This is a genomic window from Ruegeria sp. TASC047, assembly GCF_059612445.1.
In genome coordinates this window covers 1-14,330 of sequence record NZ_JBXWQP010000033.1, presented here as the reverse complement: position 1 = coordinate 14,330, position 14,330 = coordinate 1, and the positions used below count along the sequence as shown (strand labels likewise).

Genomic DNA, 14,330 nt, shown 5'->3' with positions numbered 1-14,330 from the left:
GGCGCCACAATGACGTTCTGCCCAATCGGCTGCAACCCCGGTTCAGGCGCTGATCTGTTTCAACGGGGCGGTTTTTGTCAGAAGATCCACGGGTGCAAACCGCACGATCGTCGCACCGTTATGAACCGGTGAAACCGTGCAGTCCAAAGTAATGCCCGACCGCATCCGGATTTCAGCCGTCCATTCCGCCCGGTTATCCCGCATTTCGACAAAATCCCGGATCTCTCCCAGAATCGGCGTAGCAACACAATGGTCCTGCCACCGCCGCGTGACATCGGTGACCGTGTCGGTCTGAAAGCCGATTTCCTGTGCGTCGCCCCAAAGCTTTTCGTAGGCGTAGTTGGTAAGGGCCAGGGTGCCATCATCGGCAAATACAGCGATTGCATCGGCCAGCTTGTCCAATATGGATTGCATCAAGTCCATCTCGGACCGGAAGCGGCGCGTTAACGTGATTTCGGCCGTAATATCTTCGAACAGAAACGCAACAGCCCCGTCGGGGTGCGGCCTGCCGCTTACAGAATAAACCGAGCCAGAGGGAAGCGACCATGTTTCGTGGTAATTGCCGCCCTCGGCTGCTTCGAGCAGGTCGTTCATCTGACGCCGCCATGTACGGTAGTTCTTGGGCTCTGGCATCATGTGCTGATCCCTAAGCCGGTCGAAGAAACTGCTGATATTCGGGCGGCAGCTGAGGAAATCCGGCGGCAACGTGGTCAGATCGATCAGGGCCGGGTTGAACAGCGCCAGTTGCCGGTTGCGATCGAAAATGGCCAGGCCGATCGAAAGTTGAGCAAACGTCTTGGTCATGGTCTGCACGAACTTGCGTTGCGCGGTTTCCGCTTCGACAATGGCGTTGATGTCTGTGGCGTAACATAACCGCCCGTCTTCCTGTTCGATCTGTGTCAGATCGAACCACAACTTGCTGTTGGTCCCAGTCACATCTACCGAAACCCTTGATTTTCCAAGCGACGGCGCATCAGAGGTGCCCGGAAACAGCGGGGCAGTCAGATCGGCATCCTGACCACGCGCCCGGCGAACAAGCGTGACATAAGCTGCATTGCACCATTGCACCTGGCTGTTGTGATCCAGCAACCATACTGGATAGGGGGCCTGTTCCATGGCCAAACGGCTCGGTTCACTCAGCGTGCTTGACCCAGTCGGAGATATTCTGGCCGGTTCGTGCAGACGCACGCGGACAATCCCGTCGATCCATTCACACACGACTTCGCGTTCGACTGTGCAATCAATGGCCGAGATTACCAGTACATTTTGATCGCGAACCTTTTCGGGTGTTTCGGGGAAGGTGGGGAAATCCCTTTGCAGCAGGCGGTGCAAATCCTGCCAGCTTCCAACATGTTCGAACCCGGCAAGCGCGATATCGGAGTGGCTCATCAAGTGATCACCATCAAACAGGAAAACCGCATCGAACAGGGATGTCGTCGAAAACAAGCCAAAGACATCGTCGCGTCGCGTCTGGCGTGGCAATAACCACTGCACGGCAAAGCATCCCGATACCAGGCTGATCGCGGCCAGAATGATCCAGTCGGCCATGATTATCCCCAAGGTAGAACCAAACCCCGGCTCACTATGGGCAGGATTAGTTAACGGCTCCTTAATTCATACCTGAATGCGTTTGTTGGAACCGGATGGAACCGGCGTGTCACCCTTTTGCGCGTCAATCAGATTGCGCGGCCACGAGACCTTGACGATTGCACCTGTCCGGTCTTTTTGATCGGTCAGGTGCTGATACGGGTCCGTGCCATTTGCGAATTTCAGTTCGGCGCCGCTGCGTTCCAGCAACGTTTTTGCGATGAACAGTCCCAGCCCCATGCCTTCGTATTCCGGGCGGGTTCGCAGGTCGGCTTCGGCCCGTCTGCGGCGCATGAAGGGATCACCGATGCGTCCAATCATGTGCGACGGGTAGCCGCGCCCGTCATCCATGATGCTGACGGTGATCCTGCTGTCTGTCCATTCGGCTTCGACCCAGACATTCGCGCGGGCAAAGTCCACGGCATTCTGGATCAGATTGCGGAGCCCGTGAATAATCTCGGGCTTTCGCAGGATCGAGGGTTGCAGCACGTCTCCGTCCTGTGCCGGGCCTTCAGAAAAATGAACGACCTTGCCCCGGTCAACATGCGGTTCGGCGGCTTCGTTCACCACCGTTGAAAGCGGAGCCTGCCGCAAATGCAGGTCATCTTTTCCGGCACGACCCATATCGCGCAGAATGTCGCGGCACCGATCGGCCTGTTCGCGGATCAGGGCGGCGTCTTCCTTGAGGTCCGGGCGGTCGTCCAGCTCTTCGATCAGTTCTGCACTTGTCAGTTTGATTGTTGCCAGAGGGGTACCCAGTTCGTGCGCGGCGGCGGCGACCACGCCGCCCAGATCGGTCAGTTTTTGCTCGCGCGCCAGCGCCATATGGGTGGCAGCCAGCGCTTCGGACATGGACTGAACCTCGGAACTGACGCGGTGAGAATAAGCACCGATAAAGACGATGGCGATAATGATAGCCGCCCAATTGCCAAACAGCAGGATATCCGGAATGTCCAGAAACACTCCGATGTTGGTCCGCAGCGGCAGGTGGAATTCCGCCAGCAGAGTGGTCAGAACAATTGCAACAGCCCCGACGATCAAGGTCGACCGTGTGCTCATCACATTGGCGGAAATCGTGACCGGCCCCAAAAGCAGAAGCGCAAAGGGGTTGTTCAGCCCGCCCGTCAGATACAGCAAGATCGACAGTTGCAGAAGATCGAACAGAACCATCAGGAAGTTTTCGAACTCGGACATCCGCTTATTCTGTGGAAACAACAGAATGGCGGTCAGGTTTCCCAGGACCGAGATCCCGATGGCCAGATAACACAGGCCCAGTTCCAGCTGCACGTGATAGTATTGCTGGGCCACGGTGATGGCAGTGATCTGACCAAAGATGGCAACCCACCGCAGCAAGATCAGGGTGCGCAGGCGGATCCAGCTGCTGCGTTCCTGGCCGCGCCAAAAAGTCTGATTGGAATCTGCCATCGGTCGCTTATGTCCTGTTGCAAAGGCTGGTCATCTTGTTAGGTGTCCCGGCCGAAACGTTCAACAACTCCTTGCGACCGGAAAACCTAAATGACCCGCCTATACGCAATTCTTGCAACTCTCGTTCTGGCTATTGGCCTAGGTGCGATGTGGCTTTTGACGCGTGGGGGCGGATCCGGCGACCAGTTTGCACAGTGCCGATCCGGGCAGATCGCCGGGGGGACCGCTGCTATCGGCGGGCCGTTTGAACTGGTGAATGGCAAAGGTGAGACGGTGACTGACAAAGACGTGATCACCGAACCCACACTTGTCTATTTCGGCTATACATTCTGCCCCGATGTCTGCCCGTTTGACATGTCCCGCAATGTTGAGGCCGTGGATATCCTGAACCAGCGCGGGCAGTCGGCAACGGCGCTGTTCATCTCGATCGATCCCGAACGGGACACGCCCGAGGTTGTGGATGATTATGCCTTCAATCTTGGCGGCAAGACGATTGCGTTGACCGGTTCACCCGAACAGGTCAGGGCGGCGAGCAAGGCTTACAAGACCTATTACAAGGCGCAGGATAAAAGCGACGAATTCTACCTTGTTGACCATTCCACCTTCACCTATCTGGTGACGCCCGAACATGGTTTCCTAGAATTCTTCAAGCGCGATGACACGGCCGAACAGATGGCGGACAAGGTCGGGTGCTTTCTGGACCAGGCTGCGCATTAACAAGGTTGTTTGACCTTTGTTTCTGCGCTGCTATTACTCATGTTTAAGCCAAAGGCATGAAATAGCGGAAAGACCTAACATATGGCAGACAGTTCTCAGCTTGATATCGGCCCTGATAAATCCCTGCTTTTGGTGGATGATGACGAGCCGTTCCTGAGACGTTTGGCCAAGGCCATGGAAAAGCGTGGGTTCGAGGTCGAAACCGCAGGTTCTGTCGCCGCAGGCCGCGCAATTTCCACTGCCCGCCCGCCGGCTTACGCGGTTGTTGACCTGCGACTGGAGGATGGCAACGGTCTGGATGTGGTTGAGGTTTTGCGCGAAAAGCGCCCCGACAGCCGGGTCGTTGTTCTGACCGGGTACGGGGCGATTGCGACTGCGGTGGCTGCCGTAAAAATCGGCGCAACCGACTATCTGTCGAAACCCGCCGACGCCACTGACATCACCAATGCACTGCTGGCCAAGGGCGACGAACTGCCCCCGCCGCCGGAAAACCCGATGAGCGCGGACCGCGTGCGCTGGGAGCACATCCAGCGGGTTTATGAGTTGTGCGACCGGAATGTTTCCGAGACTGCGCGGCGGCTGAACATGCACCGCCGGACCTTGCAGCGGATATTGGCGAAGCGCAGTCCGCGGTAGTGAACTGCCTAAGAGGCCACTCAAATGTCGGGTCGGGCTTAGAAGATATCAAGAGCGTCTGCTGTGCGGGACTTTACAGCCGTTCGCATTGTCGCTAGCTAAAGCTCTTTTTCAAAGCAGACAGAGTTGTCGCGGCCGGCATACTTGCCATAGTTTTCGATCTGTCTATAGCCGTGTTTTTGGTAGAAGAGCACCGCTCTAGAATTGGCGATCCGGGTGGACAACCAAACTCTCGTGTAACCTAGGTCTGTCGCACGATCCTCAAGAGCGCGAAGCATGAACGATCCCGTGCCAGTTTCAGCGTACATCCTCTTAAGCTCAACAATTTGTTCAGAAATTGGTCTAAGTGCTCCGCAAGCCATAGGACGGTTTTCATCGTATCCAACAACAAAGGCCGAGCGCGAATTTCTAACATCATCGGCATCGAAAGATGATTTCCCGGAATCGCCGATTACTTTCAGAAGAGTTTCCGAAAGCCGTGAGAGAACAATTTTAGCGTCTGGATGATCAGGATCGCAAACAATAAACTTCATAGGAAATATCTCCCTTAGTCGGCGAAGATGCCGCAACGCGGAAACATGCACAATGGGCTCAGAGCAGACATTGGGAGCAATTGGTATTCTATAGAAAAGTTATCAAGGCCTCGTGCTGGTCCATATACGCCCGCCGCACCTCAACTGGCGGACGTATTCTTATTTCCAATCCCTCCATCACCGCTTTATCCGGGCGACCAAAGAATTTCGTCGCCTCTGCCTCGGAAAAGCCTGCGATTTGGGTCGCCTCCATCCAGGCGCTGATCTTGTCGGCTTTCTTGATCTGCCGTTTCACCGCTTTTGGCACCTCAGCGGGCAGACCGAACCGGATGTGGATCGCCGCCGCCAGCCGGTCGTCCAAGGCGCCGTAACCGGGGCCCACAGCGGATTTGACCGGCGAAATCATGTCGCCGATCACGTATTCCGGCGCGTCATGTAACAGGGCTGCCAACCGCCACTTGACGGGTGCCTTGGGGGCTATTCTGCCGAAGAGTTCCTCAACCAACAGGGAGTGTTCGGCCACTGAATAGGCGAAATCGCCGCGTGTCTGCCCGTTCCAGCGCGCCACAAAAGCAAGCCCATGGGCGATATCTTCTATCTCGATATCCACCGGGGTCGGGTCCAGCAGGTCCAGCCGACGCCCCGATAACATGCGCTGCCATGCTCTGGGTTGTGTTGCCATTTTGCTATGCCTCGCCTGACCGGACGCGATTGCGCCATATTTTTGTGTTATGATGTACCTGTCTGGATCACTTGCTGCCAACAGTTTCTTGAGCATTTGTGCTTTGAAACGGCGCGCCATGATCCCGACATCAAAACCGAGGGGGGCACATGCTTCTCCCGGTGTGCTCCTCTCGACCGTGAAACGCGAAACGATAGGAGTTTGTCATGTTCAAGCGTTTATTCGCCATTGCCCTGACCTTTGGAATGGCCGCGACCGCCCCACCAGCTTTTGCCCGAAGTTGCGCAGATCGCGACGATATTGTCACCAAATTGCAGGAAAACTACGCCGAGGAATTGGCCTTTGGCGGTTTGCAAAAGACGCGCGACGCGCAATCTGTGATGGAGGTTTGGGCCTCGAAGGAAACGGGCAGTTATACCGTTTTGGTAACCAATGCGAACGGAATCAGTTGTATTGTTGCCGTTGGCACCGATTTTTTTGAAGCGATACCAAAGATAAAAATCGAAGGCACGCCAAGCTGAAAGCGGCCAGCAGGCTTCCGGTAACAGTCTTCAAAGTTGCCACCTGCCCCAAAGGAGTGCTAGGGGCAGCCGGGACTGTGATTTACCGAAAATGGAGCGCCTGATGGCCGTGGACTATATCGTTAAAGACATTTCGCTGGCCGGGTTCGGCCGCAAGGAATTGGACATTGCCGAAACCGAGATGCCGGGGCTGATGTCCCTGCGTGCGGAATATGGGGACAGCAAGCCTCTGACAGGTGCGCGTATCGTTGGGTCGCTGCACATGACCATCCAGACCGGCGTTCTGATTGAAACGCTGGTTGCGCTGGGTGCGGATGTGCGCTGGGCGTCGTGCAACATCTTCTCGACTCAGGACCATGCCGCCGCCGCGATTGCCGAGGCGGGCATTCCCGTCTTCGCCATCAAGGGTCAGACGCTGGAAGAGCATTGGGATTATCTGGATAAATCCTTCCTGTTCGAAGACGGTCCGAACATGATCCTTGACGATGGTGGCGACGCGACCCTGTACATCCTGCTGGGCGCACGTGCCGAAGCGGGCGAAGACATCATCCCAGTTCCGGGTTCGGAAGAGGAAGAGGTGATCAAGAAGCAGATCGCCAAGCGTATGGCGGCAAGCCCCGGTTGGTTCACCAAGATGCGCGACCAGATTCAGGGTGTGTCCGAGGAAACCACCACCGGCGTGAACCGTCTGTATCAACTGGTGAAAGACGGCCACCTGCCGTTCCCGGCGATCAACGTGAATGACTCGGTCACAAAATCGAAATTCGACAATAAATACGGATGCAAGGAATCGCTGGTTGACGGTATTCGCCGCGCCACCGACACCATGATGGCCGGTAAGGTTGCCGTGGTTTGCGGCTATGGCGACGTGGGCAAGGGCTCGGCCGCCAGCCTGCGCGGCGCGGGTGCGCGCGTGAAGGTGACCGAAGTTGACCCGATTTGCGCGCTGCAGGCTGCGATGGATGGGTTCGAAGTGACCTTGCTGGAAGACGAAGTTGCCAGCGCGGATATCTTCATCACCACCACCGGCAACAAGGACGTGATCCGCATCGAGCATATGCGCGAGATGAAGGACATGGCCATCGTTGGCAATATCGGTCACTTCGACAACGAGATTCAGGTGGCTAGCCTGAAGAACCACAAGTGGACCAACATCAAGGAGCAGGTGGACATGATCGAGATGCCTTCGGGCAACCGTCTGATCCTGCTGTCTGAAGGCCGTCTGCTGAACCTTGGCAATGCCACAGGTCACCCGTCTTTCGTGATGTCGGCTTCGTTCACCAACCAGGTTCTGGCACAGATCGAGCTGTTCACCAAAGGTGACCAGTACGAGAACAAGGTCTACATCCTGCCCAAGCATCTGGACGAAAAAGTGGCCCGCCTGCATCTGGATCGCATCGGCGTGAAGCTGACGAAGATGGATGCGGATCAGGCGGCGTACATCGGTGTCAAACCGGAAGGTCCATACAAGCCGGAACACTACCGCTACTGATTGTCGTCTGACGATGACGCAGAACAACGGACGCCGCCGGTTTCTTTACTCGGCGGCGTTCTTTGTTTTTAGGGTTCTGGTTGTGGTGATCGTGCTGGGCGGCGGCGGCTGGGTACTGTTGGCGCATCCAAAGACACCGGTGCCATCACACTGGAACCCTTTGCGCGACCTGAAAGTCAGCGCGTTGGTCACGCCGGTCACCAGGTATCAACTGAACCGCGCCGTGGCGGACGAAACCCAGTGTCGGGCTACGTTGGCCGAAGCGGGGGTTCATTTCGAGGCGATGGAGGATCTGGTCATTGATCAGAACTGTGGCATTGCCGCACGCGGCCTTCTGACCCGGCTGGCCACCTCGCACATCGAAGCCGTTGAAACCAGTTGCGCCACAACATTGCGTCTGGCGATGTGGGAACACCATGTCGTGCAGTCGGCCGCGCACGAACTGCTTGAAACCGGTATTGCCCGATTGCGCCATGTCGGAAGTTACAATTGCAGGCGCATGCGCACCCTGAAGGGTGAAAACAACGGATGGAGCAGCCATGCCCGTGCGGACTCGATCGATATCATCGGTGTGGAGACGACCGATGGCCGCGTGCTGACCCTGTTAAATGACTGGCAGGGCTCTGGCCCCGAACCCGCGTTCCTACGACAGATCTGGCGGGGCGCGTGCGACTGGTTTCGTGTGGTTCTGGGTCCGGACTTCAATCGCTTGCACGCGGATCATTTCCACCTGCAAGGTACTGGCTGGGGGTACTGCAGATAGGTCTTGCATCCTGTGCCTTCCAGCCCCCGTTAAGGGGGAGGAAACGCAGTTTTTTATCCTTTTTGGCAGACCTGTGACACGTCTAATCTCGGCTATCGGTGATTGGTACCGGATTAACGGATTAAGGAGATTAGGACATGGGCAAGCGTGACGAGCTGATCGCCAAATACGCTGAAGATCTGAAAAACAAATGTGGGATGAACCCCGATATGGACCTGCTGACCAAGGTCACAATCGGTTGCGGCCCGGCGATTTATGACGCAGATGCGGCAACTGTTGCAGCCAGCCAGGAGTCCGAGTTGGAAACCGTCAAAAACAACTTCCTGATCAAGAAACTGGGCCTGTCAGATGGTCCCGAGCTGATGGCAGCGATCAACAAAACCATGGAAACCTATGGCATGTCCGAGCGCAACAAATACCGCGCCGTGGTCTATTACATGCTGACCAAGCATTTCGGAAAAGAAGCCGTTTACGGCTGATCTTTCCGCGCATTCCTGAAGCGCCTGTCGTCTTCCCGGCGGGCGTTTTGTATTTGAGGTGTTTTTTAAGGACTTGGCGTTTGAAATGCTGGGCGCGGTTGGGCTAAGGTCAAACCGTGACCAGGACGGTCAGAACCAGACATTTCCATACGCGTGTGGTGAGTAGGGAGCACGCGGGGGTAGGGAAGGTTCTGTATCGTCAGAACCTTCCCTCATTATTCATCTGAACTCTCTTAAAATACGCGCGATAAGGCTTTCTGCGTTGTCAGGTTGCACGGCAGAATTGCCGTCTGCATTTCCGCCGCTGCCTTCCAGATAAACCTCGATCCGCCCCGGGCGCGTCTTGCTGCCCGAGCTTGTGAAGTCCCGTGCGATACCCCCAAGTGCATCGGCGGCCATCGCGGCGTTTTCGGCGTCATCGGGATGGTAAAACCGGACCTGGGTTTCTCGGACCCGGTATCCCACCCGAGCTGTTGCCACCACCGTTGCCTGACCTCGGGCAAGCATTTCCAATGCCCGGTTTCTGGTCTCTTGCGAAACTCTCGACGGTACAAAAAGCGAGACCTCCAGACCAATGGCTGGCGTCCAAAGAAGCGGTTTCACCTCGGTGTAGGGTCGATTGGCGGGTGTGTCGATCTCTTGCGGAATGGGATCATTGGCTACCAGCAACATTTGCGATAACCCGCCCTTGTTCAGCGGATTGAGATTGCGAAATCGTGGATCAAACCGGGCCGGAATCGCGGCTTGAATGTCTGAAGCAGTTGCGACAGCCAACATGGGTTCCATTTGGGCAGGAATGAAAATCTTGGGCGGCGTTAAGGAAACCTCCGGCTTCGCTGTTGCCGCTTCAGGATTCGGGCCGGTTGCAAACTCGCTTTCCGGCAAGACAGCGTTTTCCGGTTCCTGGGAAGGGGTTGCACTGGATTGATCCAAAACAACCGAATCGACTGACCGGCTATTTGGCTTGTCCAAAGGTTCGCTGACGTCGGCGGGGATTGAACGAGGCTCATGCTCAGGGGCCCCCGAAACCAACAGATCCTCTGGCGTAGGGGCGTCTTTCGGGTCCGGCAGGCTGGTGGTTGCAGCCTCAGGCGGTTCTTCGGGGGCCAGAAAGGTTTCAGAAAGCGCATTCAGAACGGCTTGATCTTCTGCGTCTGCGGGTTGCCACTCATCAAAAAGATTTGCAACGACCCATTGCAAGGCGGCCCCACACAAAAGGGCAACCAGTACTAACGCGACCCAAGTTTTCCGTTTTTTTCTGACGCGCGGTTTGTCCAGATTTAGCGAGCGGACCCGCTCGGAAACGATCTGCTCTGTATCTGTATCGTCCGGTGGGGATGGTTCGTCTGTCTGGATAGATGTCGAAACAGGTTCTTCCGACGTCTCTTCTTGCGCCTTCGCAAGCACCGACGCGCGCTTTTCCCGCGCCTCTTTCAGGCGCGCTTCCCAGGTTTTCGTGCTTTTCGCAGCAACGGTGTTATCGCGTGTCCCGTTGCCGTTTTCATTGTCAGACACGGGGTTCAAACTTTCAAAACATATCGAATTTATCCGAACAACACCAAGCGGTTACGACCAGAGCAATCATAACCTTCAGGTCCCTACCCGGCGTAGCCCTTGGAAACATAACACCTTGCCGGACGTTTGAGAAGTTTTGCACCTTGTACAGGACGGCAGGTTAATCCGGCTGCGTTTCACCCAAGGCGCAGACCACTTTCCATTGATCGTCTGTTACCGGCTGAACCGACAAACGAGAGTTTTTCACCAGCACCATGTCGGCAAGCCGTTCGTCGGCCTTGATCTGGTCCAGTGTCACGGGTTTGGAAAAGGGTCGGACGGCCTTGATATCCACGCATTCCCAGCGCTCATCATCGGTGGAACTGTCAGGATGTGCCTCGGCGCATACCTCGACAATACCCACAACCGCTTTGTCCTTTTGAGAGTAGTAGAAGAACCCCCAATCCCCAATGGCCATCTGACGCATGAAATTGCGCGCCTGATAGTTGCGCACTCCGTCCCATTCTTCGCCCTTATCCCCCTTGGCCATTTGCTGGTTCCAGCTCCAGGTCGAAGGTTCGGACTTGAAAAGCCAATACGCCATCAGCCGATTACCTTTTTCCAGGGAATCAGCTCAACTGACTGGAACAATCCTGCCTTCGCATAGGGGTCATTATCTGCCCAGTTTTGCGCAGCCGCCAGATCTTCGACGTCGAGCACAACCAGCGAACCGATCATGGCGTCGCCATCCAGCAGCGGCCCTGCCTGCGATACAACACCCGTTTCTTCGATATAGGCCAGATGGGCCGCGCGATTGTCCAACCGGGTTTGCAGTGCCCCGGCTTTGTCACGGGCGATGAGTGCGATCAGCATGTTATTCCTCCTTGAGTGGGCGATTGAGCAGGTTTTCGATGGCCTCGGTCACACTGTAGGCACCATGGCTCAGATCCGCCACAGTTGTACTGATGGGCATGTCCAGCCCTTCCTTGACAGCAATCTCTGACATGGCGCGCGCAGTGGCGACGCCTTCGACGGTAGTATGTTGGTCAAATGGTTGGTTCAGGCCCAAACTAAGGCCAAAACGGTAGTTTCGGGACAGTTCTGAGGAGCAGGTCAACACCAGATCCCCAAGCCCGGACAAGCCCATCAGGGTGTCAGAGCGCGCGCCACGCAGGGCGGCAAAGCGCTGCATTTCCGCAAAACCGCGAGTCATCAACGCGGCCCGGGCGCTGTCCCCCAGCCCCGCGCCGATTGCTGCGCCGCAACCGATGGCCATGATGTTCTTCAGCGCCCCGCCAAGTTCAGCACCTATGGTGTCAGTGGTCCGATAGAGGCGCAGGTTCGCAGTGGCCAGTTTGGTCTGCAATGCTTTGCCAAGATTCGTATCACCGCAAGCCAGCGTTAACGCAGTGGGCAAACCGCGCGCTATGTCATCAGCAAAACTGGGTCCTGTCAGCAAAGCGATCGGGGCGTCGGGAACAACATCCCTTATGACCGCAACGGGCCCGAGGCCAGAATCCAACTCTATCCCCTTACAGCAAGCGACCAGTGTCTTGCCTCGCAGCACCGGGGCGTGATTCTGCAAGGCGCTGCGCAATCGCTGCATAGGAACGGCCAAAAGCAGAATGTCAGCCTTCGACGCCTCAGCGATATTTGCGGTTACGGCGATGTTCGTGGGTAAGGAAACCCCAGGCAGCCGGGTGGAGTTTTCGCGCGTCTCGTGCATCTGCCGCGCCTGATCGGCGTTTCTGGACCACAGAGTTACCGGCCCGTTGCCTGACAATGAGATCGCCAGAGCTGTGCCAAACGCGCCGGATCCCAGGACAGATATGTTCATGCCTTGGCCCCTTTCTTACCGCTGCCCAGCATTGTTGGGCTGCGTTGATCCAGCGGCCAGCGGGGGCGGGCAGTCAGGTCCAGGCCGTCGCGCGCGCCGGTGCGAAAGCGTTCGAGGCCCGCATAGGCAATCATCGCGGCATTGTCCGTGCATAAAGCCAGCGGAGGTGCCGTAAACCGAGCGCCTTGCTGGGCGCAAACAGACTCTAACGCTGTCCGAATGGCCGAATTCGCTGCCACCCCACCTGCGACCGCGACAACGGGATCAGCAGGGTTGTGATCAAGATACAGATCAATCGCGCGGCGGGTTTTCTCGGCCAATGTGTCCACTATGGCCTGCTGGAATCCTGCGCACAGATCAGCACGGTCCTGACGGGTCAGGCCACCCTTGTCGGCCACGATCTGGTCGCGCATCCGCATCAACGCTGTTTTCAGCCCCGAAAAAGACAAGTCACAGCCGGGCCGGTCGAGCAGTGGCCTGGGAAAGCGGAACCGCTGGGGATTACCATCACGGGACTCAGCCTCGACAGACGGGCCGCCGGGTTGCGGCAGGCCCAGCAGGCGAGCGGTCTTATCAAAGGCTTCCCCTGGCGCATCGTCGATGGTGCCGCCCAGGCGGGTAAACTGCTCGGGGCTATGGGCGATCAGGTATTGGCAATGGCCGCCCGACACCAGAAGCATGAGGTAAGGGAAGGCGATGCCGTCCGTCAGGCGGGGTGTCAGGGCGTGACCCGCAAGATGATTGACGCCAATCAGCGGCAGGCCCGTGGCGGCGCTCAGCCCTTTGGCACACATGACACCGGACATGACCCCTCCGATCAGACCGGGCCCGGCGGTGACGGCAATAGCGTCCATGTCGCGCAGCGACAGACCGGCGGCCTCCAGCGCCTGCACGACGCAGACATCCAGCTTTTCGGCATGCGCACGGGCTGCAATCTCGGGCACGACACCGCCAAAGGCGCTGTGCAGATCGGTTTGACCGTGCACCACAGAAGACAGGATTTCGGCTTTGGCACCTTCGGTCTGGCGCACAACCGCTGCGGCTGTGTCGTCACAGCTGCTTTCCAAACCCAATACGGTAAGTGTTTGCACCATCACCCTGATCCGTTGCATCATGTATATACGGCGGGGTATCACCCTGCGCGGATGCAAACAATCCTGAAGGGTCAAGGCGCCACACGTTGTTTTTGTTGATGACCCGCCCTCGCTCCGCCTCGGAAAGGTTTGTCGAGCAGCTGCCAACCGGCGTCAGATCCCGGGTTCAGGTCCTCTATTCGCCGATCATGGAAATCCGGCCTCTGCCAGTTGCGGTGGATACCAAAGGTGTAAAGGGGTTGATCTTTACATCGGCCAATGCGGTGAATGCGGCGGTCTCGAAAGGTGTTGATCGCACTCTGCCGGCCTATTGCGTGGGACCCGCAACAACCGGTACCGCGAAAGGGTATGGGTGGCAGGCCAAGATGGTTGGAACCACGGCAGAAGAATTGGTCGGGCATCTGCTCAAGCATCGGCCCAAAAGCCCCCTTTTGCACCTGCGGGGTGAGCATACACGGGGCAATGTCGCTGGCAGCCTGACCGAATCTGGTCTGACCGTTCGGGAACAGCCGGTCTATCAGCAGCGATTGTTGCCGCTAACACCCGAGGCAACCGAGGCTGCCAGAGGAGATCTGCCTATTATTGCTCCGCTTTTCTCGCCGCGTACGGCGCGACATTTTGCCGATATCTGGGCCGGATCAGCCCCCCTTTGGCTGGTTGCGATCAGCCAGGCTACGGCTGATCCCCTTTATTCCTTGGGCTATGAGCACCTGAAGATCGCAAAACATCCGACACCGAAGAAAATGCGCAAAGCTGTTAAAAAGCTTGTGAAACATGTGTTGCGGGTTGAGGGAGGCGAGGTCCCCGATTAACTTAACCTGGGCTGTTATTCATCTGAATTTGGATTCGATAAGGGGAATATTGCGGTGGCTGGTAAGAAGAAATCCGATCAAAAGCCGGTGGAACCCCTCCTAGCGGATGATGCAGTCGAAACTGATCTGCGGCAGGACGATACGCCTGTTGACCCGGCTGAACCTGTAGAAGAAGACCTGTCCGAAGCCGAAGCCGAAGCCGAAGCCGAAGCCGAAGCCGAAGCCGAAGCCGAAGCCGAAGCCGAAGCCGAAGCCGAA

Annotated in this window: 17 protein-coding genes; 8 read left to right on the top strand and 9 right to left on the bottom strand. The window is 56.9% G+C overall.

All coding sequences use genetic code 11. From position 1 onward, the window contains the following. Positions 1-42 precede the first annotated feature (42 nt). On the bottom strand, positions 43-1,548 hold the full coding sequence (locus AC2FLO_RS13375; protein ID WP_496754920.1) for a PAS-domain containing protein: 1,506 nt from the start codon (positions 1,546-1,548) through the stop codon (positions 43-45). A 66-nt stretch (positions 1,549-1,614) separates the two neighbouring features. Next, positions 1,615-3,012: a sensor histidine kinase RegB gene (gene regB / locus AC2FLO_RS13370; RefSeq protein ID WP_496754919.1), complete on the bottom strand. Its 1,398-nt coding sequence runs from the start codon at positions 3,010-3,012 to the stop codon at positions 1,615-1,617. A 90-nt stretch (positions 3,013-3,102) separates the two neighbouring features. Here regB and AC2FLO_RS13365 point away from each other — a divergent pair, with 90 nt between their 5' ends. Together AC2FLO_RS13365 and AC2FLO_RS13360 are read left to right on the top strand one after the other, a co-directional pair. After that, positions 3,103-3,729, top strand: a complete 627-nt coding sequence (locus AC2FLO_RS13365; RefSeq protein WP_496754917.1) for an SCO family protein — start codon at positions 3,103-3,105, stop codon at positions 3,727-3,729. A gap of 81 nt (positions 3,730-3,810) precedes the next feature. Further along, positions 3,811-4,365: an ActR/PrrA/RegA family redox response regulator transcription factor gene (locus tag AC2FLO_RS13360; protein ID WP_050604676.1), complete on the top strand. Its 555-nt coding sequence runs from the start codon at positions 3,811-3,813 to the stop codon at positions 4,363-4,365. Between the two features lie 98 nt (positions 4,366-4,463). On the opposite strand, the gene AC2FLO_RS13355 is transcribed toward AC2FLO_RS13360, so the two are convergent. Together AC2FLO_RS13355 and AC2FLO_RS13350 are read right to left on the bottom strand one after the other, a co-directional pair. Further along, on the bottom strand, positions 4,464-4,898 hold the full coding sequence (locus AC2FLO_RS13355) for a GNAT family N-acetyltransferase (RefSeq protein WP_496754916.1): 435 nt from the start codon (positions 4,896-4,898) through the stop codon (positions 4,464-4,466). Positions 4,899-4,986: 88 nt separating this feature from the next. Beyond that, positions 4,987-5,580, bottom strand: coding sequence for an HD domain-containing protein (locus tag AC2FLO_RS13350; protein WP_496754914.1), 594 nt, complete (start codon positions 5,578-5,580; stop codon positions 4,987-4,989). Positions 5,581-5,786: 206 nt separating this feature from the next. On the opposite strand from AC2FLO_RS13350, the gene AC2FLO_RS13345 reads away from it, so the two are divergent. The 4 genes from AC2FLO_RS13345 (at position 5,787) to AC2FLO_RS13330 (ending at position 8,835) form a co-directional block, all read left to right on the top strand. After that, positions 5,787-6,101, top strand: coding sequence for a hypothetical protein (locus AC2FLO_RS13345; RefSeq protein ID WP_267366315.1), 315 nt, complete (start codon positions 5,787-5,789; stop codon positions 6,099-6,101). 103 nt (positions 6,102-6,204) lie between these two features. Further along, positions 6,205-7,593: an adenosylhomocysteinase gene (gene ahcY / locus AC2FLO_RS13340; RefSeq protein ID WP_267366313.1), complete on the top strand. Its 1,389-nt coding sequence runs from the start codon at positions 6,205-6,207 to the stop codon at positions 7,591-7,593. Between the two features lie 13 nt (positions 7,594-7,606). Then, positions 7,607-8,356: an extensin-like domain-containing protein gene (locus AC2FLO_RS13335; protein ID WP_496804275.1), complete on the top strand. Its 750-nt coding sequence runs from the start codon at positions 7,607-7,609 to the stop codon at positions 8,354-8,356. Between the two features lie 137 nt (positions 8,357-8,493). Then, a complete protein-coding gene (locus AC2FLO_RS13330; protein WP_496754910.1) occupies positions 8,494-8,835 on the top strand; it encodes a DUF2853 family protein in 342 nt (113 codons plus the stop codon). 219 nt (positions 8,836-9,054) lie between these two features. Here AC2FLO_RS13330 and AC2FLO_RS13325 read toward each other — a convergent pair whose 3' ends face one another. From AC2FLO_RS13325 to tsaD, 5 genes are all read right to left on the bottom strand, one after another. Further along, positions 9,055-10,350, bottom strand: coding sequence for a hypothetical protein (locus AC2FLO_RS13325; RefSeq protein ID WP_496754908.1), 1,296 nt, complete (start codon positions 10,348-10,350; stop codon positions 9,055-9,057). Positions 10,351-10,510: 160 nt separating this feature from the next. Next, the gene (locus AC2FLO_RS13320) at positions 10,511-10,933 is read right to left on the bottom strand and encodes an EVE domain-containing protein (protein ID WP_496754906.1); all 423 of its coding nucleotides are present in this window, start codon (positions 10,931-10,933) and stop codon (positions 10,511-10,513) included. After that, a complete protein-coding gene (locus AC2FLO_RS13315; protein WP_480482615.1) occupies positions 10,933-11,202 on the bottom strand; it encodes a YciI family protein in 270 nt (89 codons plus the stop codon). The genes AC2FLO_RS13320 and AC2FLO_RS13315 overlap by 1 nt, the downstream gene beginning before the upstream one ends. Before the next feature lies 1 nt (position 11,203). Then, positions 11,204-12,166 (bottom strand): NAD(P)H-dependent glycerol-3-phosphate dehydrogenase, encoded by a 963-nt coding sequence (locus tag AC2FLO_RS13310; RefSeq protein ID WP_480589095.1) that lies wholly within the window; start codon positions 12,164-12,166, stop codon positions 11,204-11,206. Next, a complete protein-coding gene (gene tsaD / locus AC2FLO_RS13305; RefSeq protein WP_496754939.1) occupies positions 12,163-13,260 on the bottom strand; it encodes a tRNA (adenosine(37)-N6)-threonylcarbamoyltransferase complex transferase subunit TsaD in 1,098 nt (365 codons plus the stop codon). The genes AC2FLO_RS13310 and tsaD overlap by 4 nt, the downstream gene beginning before the upstream one ends. 98 nt (positions 13,261-13,358) lie before the next feature. Between tsaD and AC2FLO_RS13300 the strand changes: the two genes are divergently transcribed. Together AC2FLO_RS13300 and AC2FLO_RS13295 are read left to right on the top strand one after the other, a co-directional pair. Further along, on the top strand, positions 13,359-14,072 hold the full coding sequence (locus AC2FLO_RS13300) for a uroporphyrinogen-III synthase (protein ID WP_267366542.1): 714 nt from the start codon (positions 13,359-13,361) through the stop codon (positions 14,070-14,072). A 54-nt stretch (positions 14,073-14,126) separates the two neighbouring features. Further along, positions 14,127-14,330 (top strand): hypothetical protein (locus tag AC2FLO_RS13295; protein ID WP_496754904.1); only part of this gene is annotated, 204 nt, incomplete at its 3' end.